At 61.2% G+C, this 18,313-nt stretch carries 17 protein-coding genes and 1 pseudogene; 4 read left to right on the top strand and 14 right to left on the bottom strand.

From position 1 onward, the window contains the following. Positions 1-13: 13 nt before the first annotated feature. Both oxdA and ACODSV_RS26450 read right to left on the bottom strand, forming a co-directional pair. Positions 14-1,072: an aliphatic aldoxime dehydratase gene (oxdA, locus tag ACODSV_RS26455; protein ID WP_150095210.1), complete on the bottom strand. Its 1,059-nt coding sequence runs from the start codon at positions 1,070-1,072 to the stop codon at positions 14-16. A gap of 42 nt (positions 1,073-1,114) precedes the next feature. Then, positions 1,115-1,276, bottom strand: coding sequence for a hypothetical protein (locus ACODSV_RS26450; RefSeq protein WP_168232938.1), 162 nt, complete (start codon positions 1,274-1,276; stop codon positions 1,115-1,117). Between the two features lie 348 nt (positions 1,277-1,624). On the opposite strand from ACODSV_RS26450, the gene ACODSV_RS26445 reads away from it, so the two are divergent. Next, positions 1,625-2,560, top strand: coding sequence for an AraC-like ligand-binding domain-containing protein (locus ACODSV_RS26445; RefSeq protein ID WP_150055454.1), 936 nt, complete (start codon positions 1,625-1,627; stop codon positions 2,558-2,560). 99 nt (positions 2,561-2,659) lie between these two features. Here ACODSV_RS26445 and ACODSV_RS26440 read toward each other — a convergent pair whose 3' ends face one another. After that, on the bottom strand, positions 2,660-3,283 hold the full coding sequence (locus ACODSV_RS26440; protein ID WP_411741551.1) for an NADPH-dependent F420 reductase: 624 nt from the start codon (positions 3,281-3,283) through the stop codon (positions 2,660-2,662). Between the two features lie 49 nt (positions 3,284-3,332). Beyond that, positions 3,333-4,067 (bottom strand): SDR family NAD(P)-dependent oxidoreductase, encoded by a 735-nt coding sequence (locus ACODSV_RS26435; protein WP_024075757.1) that lies wholly within the window; start codon positions 4,065-4,067, stop codon positions 3,333-3,335. A 112-nt stretch (positions 4,068-4,179) separates the two neighbouring features. Here ACODSV_RS26435 and ACODSV_RS26430 point away from each other — a divergent pair, with 112 nt between their 5' ends. Further along, a complete protein-coding gene (locus ACODSV_RS26430) occupies positions 4,180-4,554 on the top strand; it encodes a winged helix-turn-helix transcriptional regulator (protein WP_024075756.1) in 375 nt (124 codons plus the stop codon). Between the two features lie 269 nt (positions 4,555-4,823). On the opposite strand, the gene ACODSV_RS26425 is transcribed toward ACODSV_RS26430, so the two are convergent. The 3 genes from ACODSV_RS26425 to ACODSV_RS26415 form a co-directional block, all read right to left on the bottom strand. Next, the gene (locus tag ACODSV_RS26425) at positions 4,824-5,288 is read right to left on the bottom strand and encodes a hypothetical protein (protein ID WP_150055452.1); all 465 of its coding nucleotides are present in this window, start codon (positions 5,286-5,288) and stop codon (positions 4,824-4,826) included. Between the two features lie 99 nt (positions 5,289-5,387). Then, a complete protein-coding gene (locus tag ACODSV_RS26420) occupies positions 5,388-5,744 on the bottom strand; it encodes a VOC family protein (protein ID WP_150055451.1) in 357 nt (118 codons plus the stop codon). 178 nt (positions 5,745-5,922) lie between these two features. Beyond that, positions 5,923-6,420, bottom strand: a complete 498-nt coding sequence (locus ACODSV_RS26415) for an Lrp/AsnC family transcriptional regulator (RefSeq protein WP_150055450.1) — start codon at positions 6,418-6,420, stop codon at positions 5,923-5,925. Positions 6,421-6,541: 121 nt separating this feature from the next. Between ACODSV_RS26415 and ACODSV_RS26410 the strand changes: the two genes are divergently transcribed. Next, on the top strand, positions 6,542-7,576 hold the full coding sequence (locus tag ACODSV_RS26410; RefSeq protein WP_150055449.1) for a histone deacetylase family protein: 1,035 nt from the start codon (positions 6,542-6,544) through the stop codon (positions 7,574-7,576). A gap of 68 nt (positions 7,577-7,644) precedes the next feature. Beyond that, a complete protein-coding gene (locus tag ACODSV_RS26405; RefSeq protein WP_223820624.1) occupies positions 7,645-9,072 on the top strand; it encodes an amino acid permease in 1,428 nt (475 codons plus the stop codon). Between the two features lie 65 nt (positions 9,073-9,137). Here ACODSV_RS26405 and ACODSV_RS26400 read toward each other — a convergent pair. From ACODSV_RS26400 to glgX, 7 genes and pseudogenes are all read right to left on the bottom strand, one after another. Next, positions 9,138-9,826 (bottom strand): annotated as a pseudogene (locus ACODSV_RS26400) (alpha/beta fold hydrolase). Between the two features lie 138 nt (positions 9,827-9,964). Continuing rightward, positions 9,965-12,538, bottom strand: a complete 2,574-nt coding sequence (locus ACODSV_RS26395) for an autotransporter family protein (RefSeq protein ID WP_150055447.1) — start codon at positions 12,536-12,538, stop codon at positions 9,965-9,967. A gap of 248 nt (positions 12,539-12,786) precedes the next feature. After that, a complete protein-coding gene (locus ACODSV_RS26390; RefSeq protein WP_150055446.1) occupies positions 12,787-13,548 on the bottom strand; it encodes a PIG-L deacetylase family protein in 762 nt (253 codons plus the stop codon). Between the two features lie 174 nt (positions 13,549-13,722). Further along, positions 13,723-14,322 (bottom strand): SAM-dependent methyltransferase, encoded by a 600-nt coding sequence (locus tag ACODSV_RS26385; RefSeq protein WP_150055445.1) that lies wholly within the window; start codon positions 14,320-14,322, stop codon positions 13,723-13,725. Further along, positions 14,319-15,077: a PIG-L deacetylase family protein gene (locus tag ACODSV_RS26380; protein ID WP_150055444.1), complete on the bottom strand. Its 759-nt coding sequence runs from the start codon at positions 15,075-15,077 to the stop codon at positions 14,319-14,321. Before ACODSV_RS26380 ends, ACODSV_RS26385 begins: the two co-directional genes overlap by 4 nt. Then, a complete protein-coding gene (locus ACODSV_RS26375) occupies positions 15,074-16,072 on the bottom strand; it encodes an acyl-CoA dehydrogenase family protein (protein ID WP_150055443.1) in 999 nt (332 codons plus the stop codon). Before ACODSV_RS26375 ends, ACODSV_RS26380 begins: the two co-directional genes overlap by 4 nt. Before the next feature lies 1 nt (position 16,073). Further along, a complete protein-coding gene (gene glgX, locus ACODSV_RS26370; protein WP_150055442.1) occupies positions 16,074-18,233 on the bottom strand; it encodes a glycogen debranching protein GlgX in 2,160 nt (719 codons plus the stop codon). Between the last annotated feature and the right edge of the window lie 80 nt (positions 18,234-18,313).

The following is an 18,313-nucleotide window of genomic DNA, read 5'->3' as shown; positions in this document are numbered from 1 at the left end:
TCAGCGTTGAGTGTCAGGTGGGCGCGACAACGGCATCCCGCAACATGCCGGTGTGCGGATGACAGTTGATGTACTCGAATACCTGGCTTTTGGCGTCCGAGACCGATACCTCGTGGTACAGCCGCAACTTTTTCAAACCTGCGGCCACCCGAAAGAACGTCACGAAAATACGCAGGTGGGTAGGGTGCGATTCCGCCCAGCGTTCGAGTTTCTCGAGCGAACGCCAGTGACCGATGTTGTAGCTCACGTCGAGGAAGTTGCCGTCCAGGTCGATATTGCGTACGAACCGGTTGCTGTAGCAGCCCAGGGGCTGGCCGTTGTCGCGCAGGAAGTCCATGCCGTCCTGCAAGGTCGGCAGGATCTCGTCGAGGTACAGGGAGCGCTCCTCAGCTTCGGCATCCGCCCAGTCCTGGCCTGAACGAATCAAGGCGATGTTGTCATGCCCCATGATCACCACCCGACCACCTTTGGCAGGGTCACCGGCGACCACTTGCAGCTCGTTCGTGGGCTTCATCCAGTCTGTCTGGGATATCGGGAAACGGTCGCGCATCGATCCCCAGTAACCGTGCTCCTCGATTTCGCCACTGGTGCTGTCCATGACTGCGCCGACACCGGGCAGGTTGTCCTGGAAGGCGTAGAGGGTCTCAAACTGCTCGGCCCGCGGCGCGCTGATCTCACGAAAATAACCAAGGCCTTCACCGAGGCGGTCCTGCGAGGTCCACCAATCGTTGACCTCGGCGGAACGCAACCAGCGGCAGTGGGCGGCCGGGTCTTTCCAGTAACCCACGACCATCAAATTATCGAAGCCGCTGCTGTCGGTGTGGTGGGTCAGGTCGTGGGTCTGCGGGCCATCCGGCAGGCTGAAGCTGTTCACAATATGCCGCATGGCTTGCAGCGCGGCCTCGCGTTGTGCCTCGCCGCGATACTGCACGCCGAGATAACCCATCACCACTTGCTGCAGTTGTTCGTCAGCGCGTGCGACCCACATTGGGAAGGGGGGCTGATACTCTTCGGGCACGCGACGAGACAGGGTGCGTGGGCATTTGAGATGTGTGTCGATCGCAGATTCCATCTTGGGCTCCTCGTTATTTTCATTCAGGCATGCGGGTAGGATTCAACGCCCCGGTGGCGGGGTGGGCTGGGTCTCCCGCTGTCGGTGCAACAGCTTCATGGCCCCCCATTCAATCAACCAGTACACCGACTCTTCAGGCACGAGGTCGCGCGTGTGCAAAGGCCAGGAAGCGTCCGGCAAGGGGTGTGAACGTTGTCGATGCATGGGGTGCCTCATCAGTGCGGGGATGAGCTGCTGTGAGGTGAAAACTAGGCGCAACGGCGATGGGTCGCTTTGTTCGTCAGGACAACCGTTTGGTTGGAAAAGACAACGCTGGCACTGCCTGGCCATGATCGGGGTTGGTGCACCCAGGCCGAAAATGTGAGGCCCTGTGCCTCTGAATGGGGATGGCGGGCGCTTCAATCTCCACCCCGGGCTGGCGCCACCTCGATGCAAACCTCGTCGTAAAGCCCTTGGGATGTCCCTGCGTGTGCTTGGCCTGTTAATTGCTAACGGTGACAAACAGTTACACATCATCGAGCTCTTTTGCATTGCCGTACCGAGGTCAGTGCCATGAACCCAAGCACTCAGTATTCGACCCTTGCCGTTGCCGCACCCCGTCGCTTTGAATATTGGAAGGAAGTGGTTTGCCGCCATTGTCTGACGGCCGATAGCAAACCCTTGTCCCAGAGCAGTTTCGATGGTGCGCTCGCCGTCAATACCTTAGGCGATCTGGACATCTGTTCATTGTCATCGCCCCTGCATTATTGGGAGCGTTCCGAGCGCCACCTGCGCAGCGGTCCGGCCGAAGAACTGTGGTTGGGTTTCTCTCGAAATGGCCATGGTCAAATTGAACAGGGCGGCCGGAAAGCCAATCTGGCGTCGGGCAATTTGTTTCTTTATGACGCAACTCAGGCGTTTCGATTCAGCTTCGGTGGTACCGAAAACCACCTGGTCCGTATTCCTCGGAACTTGCTCGTCGAACGTCTGCCGCGCATCGCGGACTACACCGCAATGGTCCTCGACGATCGGCGCCCTGGCGTAATCCCATTGCGGGAAATGTTACGTCAGGCCGCAAGTACGCCGGCATCGTTGCAGGACGAGGCCATCTCGAACCGTTATTCCAGTGCTTTGCTCGACCTTCTCGTCATCAGCCTGGAAGTGCAGGACTTGAAGACCACCCATGAAGAACTGGACCTCTACGGTCGCATCATGAAGTACATTCAACGGCACCTGACCGAGCCGGACCTGTCGATTGAAGTCATCGCGCAGGCCCACAACGTGTCCACCAGAACCGTTACACGCGCCTTCGCACGCTATCAGAAGACCCCCGTGGCCGAGATTTGGAAGGAGCGCCTCAACGCCAGCCGCGAAGCGATTGAACGCGGCCAGGTGCGCAGTGTTTCCCAGGCGGCACTGGATTTCGGGTTTTCTGATTTTTCCCATTTCAGCCATGCGTTCCGCAAGGCATTCGGCGTTGCGCCCAATACGCTGCTGCATCGAAATTGAGAGGGGGCGAGCGATCGAGCCAGGACCGCGCTTTAATCAGTCAGAGGCTGGCCTTTATCCGCGAGGCCGGCTCGTACCGACATGTGCGCGCGCAATACGTCAGTCGAACTTGACCAGGTCCTTGAAGATCAGCGGCCCCCAGCTGTTTCCGCGCGCCTGGACCAGCAGGCCACCTTCCGAAAGCCCGCCCAGTCGCAGCGGCGAGAAACCGAGATTGTTCGCAAGCGCAGCAACCTCTTCCGCCGCGCTGTCATCGTCGCTCGCCAGGAACACGACTCGCCTGCCGCCCTGGACCGCTGGATCCTGGTCAAGGACGGCAGCGACCAGATGGTTGAAACCCTTAACCAGTCTGGCCCCCGTGAAGGCCTGCGCGATGACCTCGGAAGAGGGCTGTCCTCCCAGTGTTTCTGGGGGCACGCCGTAAGCATTGGTCACGTCGATGATGATCTTTCCCGTCCAGGTCGGCAGCGCCTGTGCAACATCTCCGTGCGACTCGTACCGGACCGCCAAAAAGAGGATGTCCGCCTTGACGGCCTCCGCCAGCGTTGTGGGCGTGATCTGGGGGCCGATCGCGGCAGCCAGGGATGCAAAGCTTGCCGGGGCGCGAGTGGTCGCAACGGATACGTCGATGCCGCTTCGGGCAAAGGCCTTGGCAAGCGCTTGGCCGAGCTTGCCGAAGCCGATAATTGCGTAGCTCATAGCGTTTCTCCTCAGGTGTACCACGCCCAGCCGCTGCGAATATCGAATCGAGTGAGCGGCCGGGCGTAGCAGGTCAGATTTGGGCCAGGCCGCCGTCGACGGCGACCTCGCTGGCGGTCATGAAGCTGCTGTCGTGCGATGCGAGAAAGGCAGCCACCGCGCCGATCTCCACTGGATCGGCCATGCGCTGGAGCGGATTCATCGAGGCGAAGACTTTCATGCCTTCTTCACCTAGCGCTGCCTTCGCGAGTTCGGTCGCCGTTGGCCCGGGCGACAGCACGTTGACTCGGATGCCGGTGTCCTTCAGGTCTTGCGCCCAGCTGCGCGCGAGGTTGCGTACGGCCGCCTTGCTCGCGCTGTAGGCACTGAATGCCGGGGCGCCGGTGGTGCCGGCGCTCGATCCGGTGAGGATGATCGAACCGCCCTGGCCCATCAGCGGCAGCGCCTTCTGCACCGTGAAGATCAAGCCCTTCACGTTGGTGTCGAAGACTTCGTCAATGTGCTCGGCGGTGATTGTGCCGAGCGCAAGCGGGCTTCCCGCCCCGGCATTGGCGAAGACGATGTCGAGGGTGCCACGCTCGGCCTTCACCGCTGCGTAGAGCCGGTCCAGGTCGGCCTGATCAGAGACCGAGCCTTTCACCGCACGGGCGTTGGGGCCTAGCTCGGCCACGGCGGCGTCGAGCGCTTGTTGCCGGCGGCCGAAGATGAAGACGAACGCGCCTTCCTCGATGAAGCGTTTTGCCGCGGCGAGGCCGATGCCGGTAGCGCCGCCGGTGATCACGGCGGTCTTTCCATTCAATCTGGTCATGACGTGCATCCTTCGTTGGAGTTGTACCCAAGCAGGAAATCGCTTGCTTGAGACGAGGATGCGGTGCTAATAACCTAAGGACAAGTATGCACCTTTTGGTAAGTATCAAAAAATGACCAGGAATTCTGAAATTTGCGGTACCGGTTGCGGGCTCAACGCCACGCTGCGCATCATCTCGGGCAAGTGGAAACCGCTGGTCTTGTTTTTCCTACGCGACGGCCCGAAGCGCTACGGCGAGCTCAAGCGTTTGATCCCAGGCGTCAGCGACAAGGTGCTGATCCAGCAATTGAAGGATCTGGAAGCCGACCACGTGCTGGCGCGGACCGATTACAAAGAAGTGCCGCCGCGCGTGGACTACACGCTGACGCCGCTGGGTCGCAGCCTGGCTGAGGCGATCGTGCCGCTGTGTACCTGGGGCACTGAGAACGCGGCGGAAATGGCAGGCATCTTCGCCAAGCGCGACGCTTTGCCCGAGGTTAAAGACTGAGCGCCTATCACGCCCTTTCACGTGACTGACGGCGGGCGCTTCAGTCCGTCGAGCGTGCTCAATACCCGCCGGACTCGATCCGCCACAGACATATCCCCCTCCAGCATCAATACCGTACAGGACAGTGCGGACAGCCAGTGCTGATGCCTGGCCAAGCTGTGACGTGCCGTTTTATTTGTCATTTCGCGTTCCGCCACCCGAGGACGAGTTTGCTCGCTGCGATAAGTGAACCGTGCGCCTCTGATGAGAGGGAGGCGTCGAGGGCGGCTTTAATACTTCGCCCGCTGGCTGACCACCTCACCGGTCGCGGCATCTTCCAACCAGACTTTGATTCGATTCAGCCCAATGTACTCCGAGCGGGCGATGATCTTCTGGCCGGGTTTACCCTCAAAATCCAGTTCTGCAAACATGAAGTACCGAGGCAAGCGGTATTCCAGCTGGATCTTGTATTTGCCGGGTATAAGGATGGCGCGCTGGGGCGAGTCGTTCCTGTAGTAGTACGTGGAGAAGGGGATGTTCCCGACCTTCTTATCGTTGACCCTGATGATGTTCAGGTCGGCTTGGTCATCCAGCAGGTGTCGTTGAGGCCGCCCCGCATAAGTGTCGGTTTCGACGACGGTATAGCGCGACTCATCGCTCGCGTCGCTGGCGGTGACATTCGAGTAGGCGGGCATTTCGGCACAGCCGTGCAGGCACAGCAACAGCATCAAAAACGGGAGGGCAATCTTGCGCATTTACACAGCCTGCATTCATCTGATGGAGAAAAGTCGATGTTCAACGGATGACGACGCGACCCCCTTGTACGGGAATGTCGCGCGCATCCAAGCGGGGATTTATGGCTGAGCGGTCCAGACGGCCAGTTCATAGCCGTCGAGATCCGTGAAGTGGAACCTGCTGCCGCCTGGGAACGAGAAGGTCGCACGGGTGATGACGGCGCCCACGGCTTCAAGCCGTCGCTGGGTGTCATCGAGGTCATCGGCGTACAAAATGATCAAGGGGCCGCCCGGGCGAACGGGCTCGCCGGTGGTGAAACCGCCCGTCAAGCGGCCATCGCTGAATTCGGTGTACGTCGGGCCGTAGTCGACGAAGGTCCAGCCGAACGCTTCGCCGTAGAACGCTTTGCTGTGGGCAATGTTGGCCACATTGAATTCGATATTGTCGATCTGTCGATCGTGACCGCGAACGCTCATGGTTGCCTCCCTGGCGGATGTTTAAGGCGGCGAGTGTAACGTATCTGATACCGAGGTAAATATTCCTACAGCTTGATCGGTTCGCCGATTTCAACTTCGTGGCCGTGCAGGTCTCGCGGCCGAAACCGGCGCCCCGCGCATTCAGAACGTGTACTTGGCCGTCAGGCCGTAGCTGCGCTCAGCTTTGGGATCGACGTGCTATCGCCACCCGACTCGTCGCTTTGACCTCCCGCAACGCCAGGCTCGATTGTATCGACGCAATCCCCAACTGCCGCCGCAGCACGCTCTCGACAAACTCGCTATAGCTGTCCAGGTCTTCTGCCAGCACCTGCAACAGATAGTCCGCGTCGCCGGTGATCTTGTGGCATGCCAACACCTCAGGCAGCTGTTTGACCACGGCTTCAAATGCGTCGGGCGCATGGTCGGTATGGATGGCAAAGCGCACATGGACAAACGCCATGATGTCCAGGCCGAGCATCTTGCGATCAAGGTTGGCCTGATAGTCCTTGATCACACCTTCTTCTTCCAGGCGTTTACGTCGGCGCCAGCAGGGCGTGAGGCTCAGGGACAGACGTTCGCTTAACTGGGCGTTGGAAATGCTCGCGTCTTCCTGCAGCAGGGCGAGGATGGCGAGATCGGTGTCGTCGAGAACGACTTGATTGGTTTTATTTTTCATTCTGTGGCGCCTGCGGGGTAAATATTCCCGATAAAGCTAACAGCGACAGAAATAAAAGCAAAGAAAGCCCGACGTCACCGGAACAAAATGGAGCCTGTCTTTTACCGGCGGAGATCCATCAATGTTGACTGTATTTAGTGAAACCCACCGTTTACACCATGGCACCGAATTGAAAGATGGCGTGCTCAAGCCCTCATTCGAACAGCCGAGCCGTGCCGACACCGTTCGCGACCGCGTCAAGCATGTTGGGCTCGGCGATATCATTGTGCCGCGCGGCTTCGACCGAGCCTGCTACGTCAATGCCCATAGCGAACGTTATGTGTTTTTCCTCGAAACCGCTTGGGCTGAATGGACGGCCACTGGCCGTAGCCATGACGCATTGCCGCTGGTGTGGCCGGTGCGAGACCTGGCCAATGCCCCGATGCCGGATTTTATCGACGGCAAGCTGGGCTTCTACGCGATGGACGCCGGTTCGCCGATCACAGGCACCACATGGGCGGCGGTGAAGACCAGCGCGGATATCGCCCTGACCGGTCTGGCCCTGATCGATGAAGGCCATCACAGCGCGTTTGCCTTGTGTCGCCCACCGGGCCATCACGCGGCCCGTGAGTACATGGGCGGTTATTGCTACCTCAACAACGCGGCCATCGCAGCGCAACAGGCGATCACTCAGGGCGCCCGGCGCGTGGCGGTGCTGGACGTGGATTTCCACCATGGCAACGGTACGCAGAATATTTTCTATGACCGCCCGGACGTTTTGTTCATCTCCCTGCATGGTGACCCGGCAGTGTCTTACCCGTTCTTTTCCGGAGCTCGTGGCGAACGCGGTATCGGTGCGGGGGAAGGCTTCAACTTGAACTACCCGTTGCCCAAACACACTGAGTGGGACGGCTACAAAGCCGCCCTGACCGATGCGTGTCGTCAGTTGTGTGCGTTCGCACCCGAAGTGCTGGTGATCTCCCTCGGTGTCGATACCTTCAAGGACGATCCCATCAGCCATTTCCTCCTCGACAGCGAAGACTTCCTTGGCATGGGCGAGATCATCGCGAGCGTGGGCGTGCCGACCCTGTTTGTAATGGAAGGCGGCTATATGGTCGATGAGATCGGCATCAATGCGGTCAACGTGCTGCAGGGTTTCGAAAGCAAGACCGCCTGATTCCAATAACAAACAACGCTCGACTCTTTTTTCTGCCAAAACTCAAAAACATAACAAGAGGTTTTGTGATGAAAACAACCACGCCCGGACTGTGTAAAAAGCCCGCGTTGCAACGCACCTTGAGCAACCGTCATATCCAGCTGATGGCCATGGGCGGTGCGATCGGCACAGGGCTATTCATGGGCTCAGGCAAGATCATCGCGCTCTCCGGCACCTCGATCATCCTGATCTACATGATCATTGGCCTTTTCGTGTATTTCGTCATGCGCGCCATGGGCGAGCTGCTGCTGTCCAACCTTGACTTCAAAAGTTTCGCCGACTTTGCCGGCGCGTATCTGGGGCCGCGTGCCGCGTTCTTTCTCGGTTGGTCATACTGGCTGAGCTGGAGCGTGGCAGTGGTGGGGGATGCGGTGGTGGTTGCCGGGTTTTTCCAGTACTGGTTCCCGGATGTGCCGGCTTGGATGCCAGCGGTAGGGATGCTGCTCACGCTGTTTGCGTTGAATGTGCTGACGGTCAGGCTGTTTGGCGAGGTGGAGTTCTGGTTCGCAATCATCAAGATTATCGCCGTGGTGACGTTGATTGCCGTCAGTCTGGTGCTGATCGCCAGCTCGTTTGTCTCGCCAACGGGTGTTGCCGCGTCGTTGACGCATTTGTTGGATCAACAGGCGGTGTTCCCCAATGGTTTGTTCGGTTTTTTTGCCGGCTTCCAGATGGCGATCTTTTCTTTCGCGGGTACCGAGCTGATCGGCACCGCGGCCGCCGAAACCCGCGCACCGGAGAAGACCTTGCCCAAGGCGATCAACTCGATCCCGTTGCGCATCATCCTGTTCTATGTCTTGGCGCTGGCCTGCATCATTGCGGTGACGTCGTGGCAGCAGGTGTCGCCGAGCAAAAGCCCATTTGTGGAGTTGTTCCTGGTGGCGGGTTTCCCGGCAGCGGCGGGCATCGTCAACTTCGTCGTGCTGACTTCGGCCGCCTCCTCGGCCAACAGCGGGGTGTTTTCCGCCAGCCGCATGTTGTTTGGCCTAGCGGACTTGGGCGACGCACCGAGCATCTTCCGGCGCTTGTCCAACAGCAGCGTGCCATTTATCAGCCTGGCATTTACCACCGTGCTGATGCTGCTGGGATTGGTCTTGTTATTTGTAGTACCGGAAGTCATGACGGCTTTCACTATTGTGTCGACCGTCTCGGCGATCCTGGTGATCTTCACGTGGTCGACTATCCTTGCGTCCTACATCGCCTATCGCAAAAAACGCCCGGACCTGCATGCGCAATCTACCTACAAGATGCCCGGCGGTGTTCCGATGGCGTGGTTCTCTCTCGGCTTTCTTGCCTTTGTGTTGGGCCTGCTGGCGTTGCGGCCAGATACACGCCTGGCGTTGTGCGTGATGCCGGTGTGGTTTATCTGGCTTGGGGTCGTCTATCAGCTGTTACGCATGCGCGGTGAGCGTCATCAAGTCCGGCCCATTTTTCGTGCGACTGAAGATCGACCGTAGGCGCTGTCGAGCCTTCACCTGGCTGCGATGGCATCAACAACGCCAATAGGGCCTACGCGCTCACGTCACAGATGGTCTGCATCCACCACCGCCTGGGCAAACGCCTCAGGAGCTTCCTGGGGCAGGTTGTGGCCGATGCCACCGCTGATCAGGCGGAATTGGTAGTTGCCGGTAAAGCGCTTGGCATAGTCCTCAGGCTGTGGATGGGGCGCGCCGTTGGCGTCGCCTTCGAGGGTGATGGTCGGTACGCTGATGGAGGGCGCCCGGGAGAGTGCTTGTTCCAGTGCAGCGTATTGGGCTTCGCCCTGCACCAGGCCCAGGCGCCAGCGGTAGTTGAACACGGTGATGGCGACGTGGTCCGGGTTGTCCAGGCCTTTGGCGCTGCGCGCGAAAGTACTGTCATCAAACCTCCATTGCGGCGAAGCCAATTGCCAGATCAGCTTGGCAAAGTCGTGGGTGTTTTGCTGGTAGCCGGCGGCGCGACCTCGGCGTAGCTATCGATATCGTACGGCCAGCCATGCAGCAGAATCACCGCCGGCCCATCGGCCGGCCCGACGTCGGCATACGCCACATCGAGCAGGCCAGCCTTGATGTGCTTGAGGGCGCCCAAGCCGGAGGGGCGAATGGCCGACGAGGCCTGCGCCTGGGGCTCGGGCATTTTGGCGTGGGCCATGCCCATGCCAGCCAACGGCAACAGGGCAAAGGCCAAAATCAGGGGCGGGTGCTTGAAACGACGAGTCAGCGGCGTGTGCATGGTGAGCCTCCTACGGCTTGGTGTGCGTATGGCTCACAGTTGATCGTGCTGCTGTATCCCGACTGTTTCAGCACCGACGCCGGGTTAAACGCTATGTATCGCAGTGGCTGCTGTACACACTGCGATACACAGGCGACGTCAGAATTCCATTCTCAGCCCCACGGTGCCTTGGCGGCCGTTAAAGGCGTTGCTGTCCAGGTTGCGGTTGTAGCCGGCTTCGCCGTACAGGCTGATGCCCTTGGCCACTTGCAGCGTGGCGCCGACACTGAGGCCCAGGGTGGTGGACTTCTGCTCGGTGTCGATATCGGTCACCCCGTTGAAGGTGACGGTGTTCTGCCCGGCGGAGGTATGCCAGATATTGGCCCGTGCATAGGGCTGCAAGGGCATTCCGCTGGCCTGGTAGTCGCCGCGCAGGCGCACACCCAGGCGCGTAGTGAGGTTGGTATCGGCGTTGTAGGACACGTCGGAAATTCCGTCATTCTGGCTGTCCAGGTGGGTTGTGCCGACGATCACTTGGGCTTCGGGTTCCACCACCCAGTTGCGCGTCAGTGGGAACGGCCAGCCCACTTCGGCCGAGGCCGTGACGTTGTGGCCGCGGGTTTTCATCTTCACGCCACGGTCCGACTCGTTGTTGCCGCTGAAACGGGTGCCCATCAGGACCAGGTCGAGGTAGGCCTGGTTGGCGCCGATCAACGTCCAGTAAACCCCCAGGCTATCCCCGCGCAAGGTGGTGTTGCCGGCCTCTTTGTCCTGCCAGCCGAGGTTGAAGCCCTTGATGTCGCCTTTGAGCCTGCTGTGGCCGACGAAGAACCCGGCGTGCTGCACCTGGCCGTTGTCGCTGGTGAGGGAGAGCACATCGCTACCCACCTGGTAGCCCGTCACCGAGCTGTTCAGCGTCGGGCTCACGGTACCGGCGAAACTCTGGCGGCTGCTGTTGCCATAGGCCCGGCCCCAACCGGCCGTCGACGCATCGACCTGCTGCGGGCGCTGGTCGCCCATGCGTTCGTGGAACGTCGACAGCATGGCCTGGACGACTTGCTGAGCAGCGGGGAAAAGGGCTGCGTAAATCGGTACTTCAGGACGGAAGATCGGGATGGGTTCAATACCTGGGTTGGTCGGCAGTTCCGGGCTGCCTTCCACCGGCTCAGGCAAAGGCGTCACGGGGGTTTCGGGGCCCGGTAGCGTGGGCACCGGTATCGTGGAGCGCAGGTAGTAGTGTTCAGCCGTGCCCGCTGTGACACCGCCCTTGAACAGAAAGTATTCATAGGCTCCCGCCGATACCGGGGCGGCCAGGGAGAAGCTGCTGGCGTTGCCGGTTGCACCGTTGAGCGCCTGAACGACCTGGATACCGTCCTGCAAGGTCTCGGCGCCGGCTCCGCCGAGGTTGCTGACGCGCAGGGCGGTGGTGCCCTGGATTGCCCCCTGGCTGATCACCAGCTTGTCACTGGGCGAGCCATCACTGCCCAACACACTTTGCAGCGCGAGTTGGCCGCCGGTGCTGTTGTAGTTGCCGTGGACTGTCAGGGTGTCGGTGGCGCTGGTGCTACCGGTGGTCATGTCGATCAGGCCGCTGTTGTTCAGGTTCACCCGTTGGCCGGCGGTGTAAGGCGTTATTGCCCCCGCGGTGGCTGACAGCGTGCTGGTAGGATCGATATTCAGGGTTCCGGTCAGGCTCAGCTGGTCGCCGAGGACTAATTGGTCAGTGCCCAGGGTCAACCGCGAGGCGTTGGTGAGATTAACGTTCTCCCATTGGAAATAACGCGACGGGGTGGCTGATTGTGTTGCAACGAAATTCAGCGTGTCGTTACCTGGCCCACCGTCGATCTGCGGCGTAAAGGATAACGTTGTTTCCGTAAGGCCCGTCAGTACCACCTTGTCGTCACCGGCGGACATCCGTATTGCGGCGTGGATGATGCCTGGGCTGGTCCAGAGTACGGTGTCATTGCCGTTGCCCATGCGAATTTCCGCACCGGCATTTGTACCCACCTCGCCACCTGAAACTTCGAGTAAATCATCACCGTCGCCCAGGCTGATCGTGCCACCGACGTGACCGCCGCGGATGTAAATTCGGTCCAGGCCAAAGCCCGTAGACAGGTTATTGACGATCGTGCCGTCGTACATATCAAACACGTTATTGTCCAGCCGCATGTTGACCGAACCGATCTTCCCGCCGGTCATCAGCGCGTCGTCGCCGTCATCGAAGATCCCGATAATCGTGCCGCCACTCATGGTAAATCGGTCATGGCCGTCACCCTGGGACACGGAATCAACGGTCCCACCGCTTTGGGCATAGCTGTCGACCCCGCCTCCCTGGCTGATCGCACCGGCCTGGCCACCGCTGATCTGTACGATATCCGTGCCTGAGCCCTGGGTTACCGAACCGACAGTTCCCAGGTTAAGCCGAAAGATATTGCTCCCGTCGCCCTGATTCAGTGCGCCGTCGATTCCTGCCGTCGCCCCATTCACATCCACGAGATCGTTACCCGCACCGAAGGTGACGTTGCCGGTGATCCTTCCGCTGTCACGGATGTCGAGGGTGTTGTTGCCCGCGTTGTCGGTGAAGCCCGGCGCGGTGCCGCTGTCGCAGGTGGAGGTGTCGTCGCCGGAGGTGATGTTGATCGTACACGCCGCCTGGGAGAGAAGCGGCCAGGTCGTCAGAACCATCAATGACAGGATGCCCGCGTACAGCCAAGCAGGAGTGGGTGTGCGCATGATTCGTCCTCGCAGCAGAGGCATGTTGTTCACGCACCTGGTATCCAGGTGCGGTCCGAACCATGGCAACAACGAACGCGATACGGATCAGGGACTGCGGCTTACCTGCATCTGAAAACACCGGCCAATGCAAAGGGTTGGCATGGTTTTCTCGACTGCACCTCAACCGGTGCAGGGCTTTTTGCACCTTAGACGCACATTGCGTAGGCCGCTACTGTCAGAAATAACAGGTACAGACGAGTCGAAGGCTAGATCAACACGATCTCATAAGGATCGCGAATACGTTCCAGCAGCACCTGGGCCAGCATGGGTGCCAGGCCAATGTCCGGGTCACCGACCAACTGGCTGGCGAAGGCGTGGACGGCGTGCAATTTACGCGCGACGCTCCAGGTGTCCAGGCGCACCTTGCGCGCGCGCTGCCAGGGGATCATCGAGCTTTCCCGCGCCGGCCAGTGCCACGCCCAGATCGGCAGCTCGTACAGGCGCGCACCGACCAGGCTGCACGCCTTGGCACTGGCGCGGCCGACGGCGTCGTGGTCGTCATTGCCATCGTTGCGCCAGGTGGTGAACAGCACATCACCGGGTTGCAGGTAGCGCGCAATAAATTGGCTCATCGCTTGTTCGTGATCGGCCAGGCCGGTGTCGCGGAACCCGCCCCGAATCCACTTCAGGCTGTGCAGCGGCATGCCCAGGCGCCGTAGCGCCTCGACGCTTTCCTGGGGCCGTACCACGCTCAAGCGGCTGGCGGGCCACACATGGGAACCCGGATGGCTGGCGCTGCCGTCGGTGATGGAGATCAATTGCAGGGGGTGTTCGAGGATGCTCAGGCGTTGCAGCAAACCGCCGCAGCCCAGCACTTCATCGCCAGGGTGGGGCGCGACGATCACCACGCGCGCACCGGCCGGTACCAACGAGTTGAGTTGAATCGTGGGGATCTGCGCCAACTGGGGCGCGCTGTTCCAGATTTGCGCGGGACCGCGACGGAGTTCGCTCAGGGAAGCGGGCTTCATGGGTGTCACATCCTTGTCGGTTGGTGCGGGTCGTGCCCGTTGTCGGGACGACTCTCGTTATTCGCCGCAGGCTCCGCCGCAACGATTGCTCGGCACTCCAACCTTGGAGTGCCGGCAAGGCCTCCTCAGCATAGTCAAGGATCGATGGTTTTCACATCGAGTAACATCGGTTTTTTAACGCAGCCCCTCCAGGGTCGCCACCGAATGGCCTTCGCGGCTCCACAGGTCGAGCAGGAAATCCTCTTCGTGGTGTTGAACCACAGGGTGCATCGCCAGGCGTTCCTGGAGCAGGGCATGTACGTGTTCGGCGGTCTGCGGGCAACCCTCGATCCGCGGGCGCCAGTGGCAGGCGAGCAACTGGCCGTTGTCGGTAAGGCTGGCGAGGGCGCGGTCGATCAGGCGGCCCAGGTCGTCGGCATCGAGGTAATAACACAGCTCGCTCAGCACAATCAGCTCGAAGCGGCCGCTGGGCCATTGCTCCGGCAGGCGGCGTTGCTCGACGTGGGCGTGGGCAAAGCCCATCAGGCGGGTCTTGGCCAGCGCCACGGCGGCGCTGGCGGTATCGCAGCACACCAGGCGATCACAACGCGGCGCCAGTTCGGCACTCAATTCGCCATTGGCGCAGCCGGGTTCAAAGATCGAGGCGTAACGTGGGCGGGTCAATACGGCCAGGGTCAGCGCGCGTTTGCGCCGTTCATACCAGCGCTGTCGGAAGGCCCACGGGTCATCGTTGTCGGCAAATAACTGATCGAAATACGGCGTTGCTACGCTCATACAAACACCACTTCAAAGGGTTGCAGCAAACGTTCCACCACATAGGGCGCCAACACCGGTGGCAGGCCGATGTGTGGGTCGCCCTCCAGTTGGCTGGCAAACGCATGGATAGCATGGCGCTTGCGCGCCACCACCTCGGGCACCAGCGGCAGTTTGCGGGCACGGTGCCAGGGCACCTGGCTGTCTTCGGGGGTTGCCCAGTGCCAGGTCCACACGGGCAGTTCGAACAGGCGGGCCCCCACGGCCAAGGCGGCCTTGGCGCTGGCGCGGCCGACCGCTTCATGGTCGCAATGGCCGTCCTCGCGCCAAGTGGTGAACACCACATCATTGGGCTTGAGATAGCGCTGGATGAACGCGGCGAGCAGTCCTTCCTGTGCGGCGACCCGGCTGTCGTCAAAGCCCGCGCGCAGCCATTTCAAACTGTGCAGCGGCACGCCAAGGCGATGCAGGGCCTGGGCCGATTCCTGCGGGCGCACCACGCTCAGCCGTTCCGCCGGCCAGCGCCGCGAGCCGGGGTGGCTGGCGCTGCCATCGGTGACTGAGATCAGTTGGATCGGCCGGCCCAGCGCGGCCAGGCCCTGCAGCAGGCCACCGCAGCCGAGCACTTCATCGTCCGGGTGCGGCGCAATGATCACGGCGCGATGGCCCTCTGGCACCAGTTGCTCAACGCTGATCAGGGGCAACTGCGCCATATGGGACGAGGCCTGCCACTGATGCAGCGGGGTGCCTTGGCCCACAATGGGGTTGGGTTTCATAACTGCCACCTCCCTGGGGCGCCGCTCGCCACCTGCTCGCCGAGGGCGGCCAGGTCGCGTTCGGCATGACTTTGACGCACAAACACCGGTAAATCCGCCATCAGTTGGGCGAAGTGCGGGTCCTTGCAATAGGGCCCGGCACCGGTCGCGCGACCGACGTGGCGCATCACCTGTTCAACCGTATCCTCGATGGCGGCGCGCACTTGCTGGGCCAGTTGTCGGGCGTCGGCCTGCGGTTGCCGGTCGATCTGTGCGGCGCTGGCCCGCAGTACGCAGGCTGCGCTGTTCAACGCGCTGTCGACCGCGCCGAGGTGGGCCAGGGCATGGGGCTCCGGGCGTTTGCTGCACTGCGCGCGCAGCACTTCGGCCAGGCGCTGTGCGGCGCCATACCAGCACGCGGCAATACCGATGCCACCGTGCCAAAAACCCGGGCGCGCCAGGTAGTCGCCCGGTGCGCCGACGGCGATGCCCAGGGCATTGTCGAAAAGGATCTCGACACTGCCCGTGGCCGCCATCCCCACGGCATTCCAGCCTTCGTCGGTCACGGTGACGGTCGGCTGATGCATCTGCACCGCGACCAACTGCTGGCGATCCTGTTCATCCCAAGCGGTGAGCAACCCATGGCTGACCACCGCCGCGCCGGAGCACCAGGCTTTACGCCCTTCAAGGATCAAGCGCGAGCCATCGCGGCGCACACGGACCTTGGCCGTCGGCGGTTCGGCTGCCCACATGCCCCATGTACTGCCCAAGGGCGGCAAGGGGCTGCGCAGTTCGGCGATAATCGCCAGGGCATCGGTATGGCCTTCGAACAACTTGCACAGGCGCAAGTCATGCCCGGCTACCTGCGCCAGGCCGCTGAGGCGCTCCAGGGTCTGGCCGCTGCCGGGCAACGGCAACTGATCCAGGCCTTCTGCCTGAAGCGCCTTCAGGGCGGCGCCGAGGGCCTGCGTGTCCGCATAGCCTGGGTAGCCTTGAAGGCGTCCATGCAAATCCATGTCACACCTCGTCGTCGCGCTGCAGTTCAAACAGCAACAGTGAACGGCCGGTGACCGCGTATTCGTGTTCGAACTCAAAGCGCTCCTGACCGCGTACCGCTGGCTCGTTGGTATCCAGCATGCAAGTCCAGAACTCGCCTTGCGGCACCGGTGGCAGGCGGAAATTGACCATGTCGTGATGGGCATTGACCACCAGCAACAAGGTGGCATCGGCGCCCGCGCGGCGAATCCCGGTTTCCTGGGCACGACCATCCATCAACATACCCAGGCACCGACCGTGGCTGTCTTCCCATTGCTCGGTCGTCATCTCGTTGCCATCCGGTGACAGCCAGGTGACGTCCTTCACGCCGATATCTTCGTTGTAGTCGCCCACCAGGAAGCGACCCCGACGCAGGATCGGATAAGCCATTCGCAGCTTGATCAGGCGCTTGACGAACTTGAGCAGCGCCTTGCCGTCGTCGTCCAGGTCCCAGTTGACCCAGCCGATTTCGCTGTCCTGGCAATAGGCGTTGTTATTGCCGTGCTGGGTGCGGGCGAACTCGTCTCCGGCCACCAGCATCGGCGTGCCTTGGGCCAGCAGCAGCGTGGCGAAGAAGTTGCGCATCTGGCGCAGGCGCAATGCATTGATTTGCGGATCGTCGGTGGGGCCTTCGACGCCGTGGTTCCAGGACAGGTTGTTGCTGGTGCCGTCCTGGTTGTTTTCGTCGTTGTCTTCGTTGTGCTTGTCGTTGTAGGAGACCAGGTCGTGCAAGGTGAAACCGTCATGGGCGGTGATGAAGTTCACCGAGCTGTACGGGCGACGGCCGCGATGGTTGAACATCTCGCCGGAGGCGGTCATGCGCCCGGCAAAATCTGCAAGCTGGCCGTCGTCACCTTTCCAGAAGGCACGCACGGTGTCGCGGAAACGGTCGTTCCATTCCACCCAGCCCGGCGGGAAGTTACCCACCTGGTAGCCGCCGGGGCCGCAGTCCCAGGGTTCGGCGATAAGTTTCAACTGGCGCAGGACCGGGTCCTGGCGACAGGCGACGAGGAAACTGTGGCGCTCGTCGAAGCCGTCACGGTAGCGGCCGAGGATCGTCGCCAGGTCGAAGCGGAAACCGTCGACGTGCATTTCGTTGGCCCAATAACGCAGCGAGTCGGTCACCATCTGCAGGACGCACGGGTGGCTCAGGTCGAGGGTGTTGCCCGTGCCGGAGTCGTTGATATAGAAGCGCTTGTCATCGGGCATCAGGCGATAGTAAGAGGCGTTGTCGATGCCGCGCATGGACAGGGTCGGGCCGCGCTCATTGCCTTCGGCGGTGTGGTTGTAGACCACGTCGAGGATCACTTCCAGCTTGGCTTCGTGCAGGTGCGCGACCATCTCCTTGAACTCGGCGATCTTGCCGCTGGCCAAGTAGCGTGGGTCGGGGGCGAAGAACGCGATGCTGTTGTAGCCCCAGTAGTTGGTCATGCCTTTTTCCAGCAAGTGCTGGTCGTTGACAAAGGCGTGCACGGGCAGCAGCTCGACCGAGGAAATGCCCAACTGACGGATATGCTTGAGCACGTCATCTTCCATCAGGCCGGCGCAGGTACCGCGCACCGACTCGCCCACCGATGGGTGGCGCATGCTGATGCCACGCAGGTGGGTTTCATAAATGATCGTACGGTCCCAGGGCACACGCACGGGCTGGTCGTTGCCCCAGGTGTGCGCCGGGTCGATGACTTTGCATTTGGGCACGAAGGGGGCGCTGTCGCGTTCGTCGAAACTGAGGTCGTCGTCCGGGTGGCCGATGGTGTAGCCGAACAGTGCCTCGGACCATTTGAGTTCGCCCACCAGCTGTTTGGCATAGGGGTCGATCAGCAATTTGTGGTGGTTGAAACGATGGCCGTTGGCCGGGTCATACGCACCGTACACGCGGTAGCCGTAAATCAGCCCGGGGTGGGCGTCGGGCAGATAGCCGTGGAAGATTTCGTCGGTGTATTCAGGCAGTTCGATGCGTTCGATTTCGACTTCGCCGGTATCGTCGAACAGGCACAGCTCGACTTTGGTGGCGTTGGCCGAGAACAGGGCAAAGTTGACACCCAGGCCATCCCAGGTCGCGCCGAGAGGGAAGGGCAAACCTTCACGGATCCGCGATGGCTCATGGGCCGGGGCCGCTTGGTGGTTATCGGCTTTGCTCATTGTGTTGCTCCTGCAAGGGTCTTTTTTCGGGCCGAACGCGGCCGTGCTGACATGGTTCAGCTGACAATCGGGAAAGTGAA

This window comes from Pseudomonas sp. FG86 (assembly GCF_057808775.1).
Note: the sequence above shows the minus strand (reverse complement) of the source record. Positions and strands in the feature narration are given on the sequence as shown.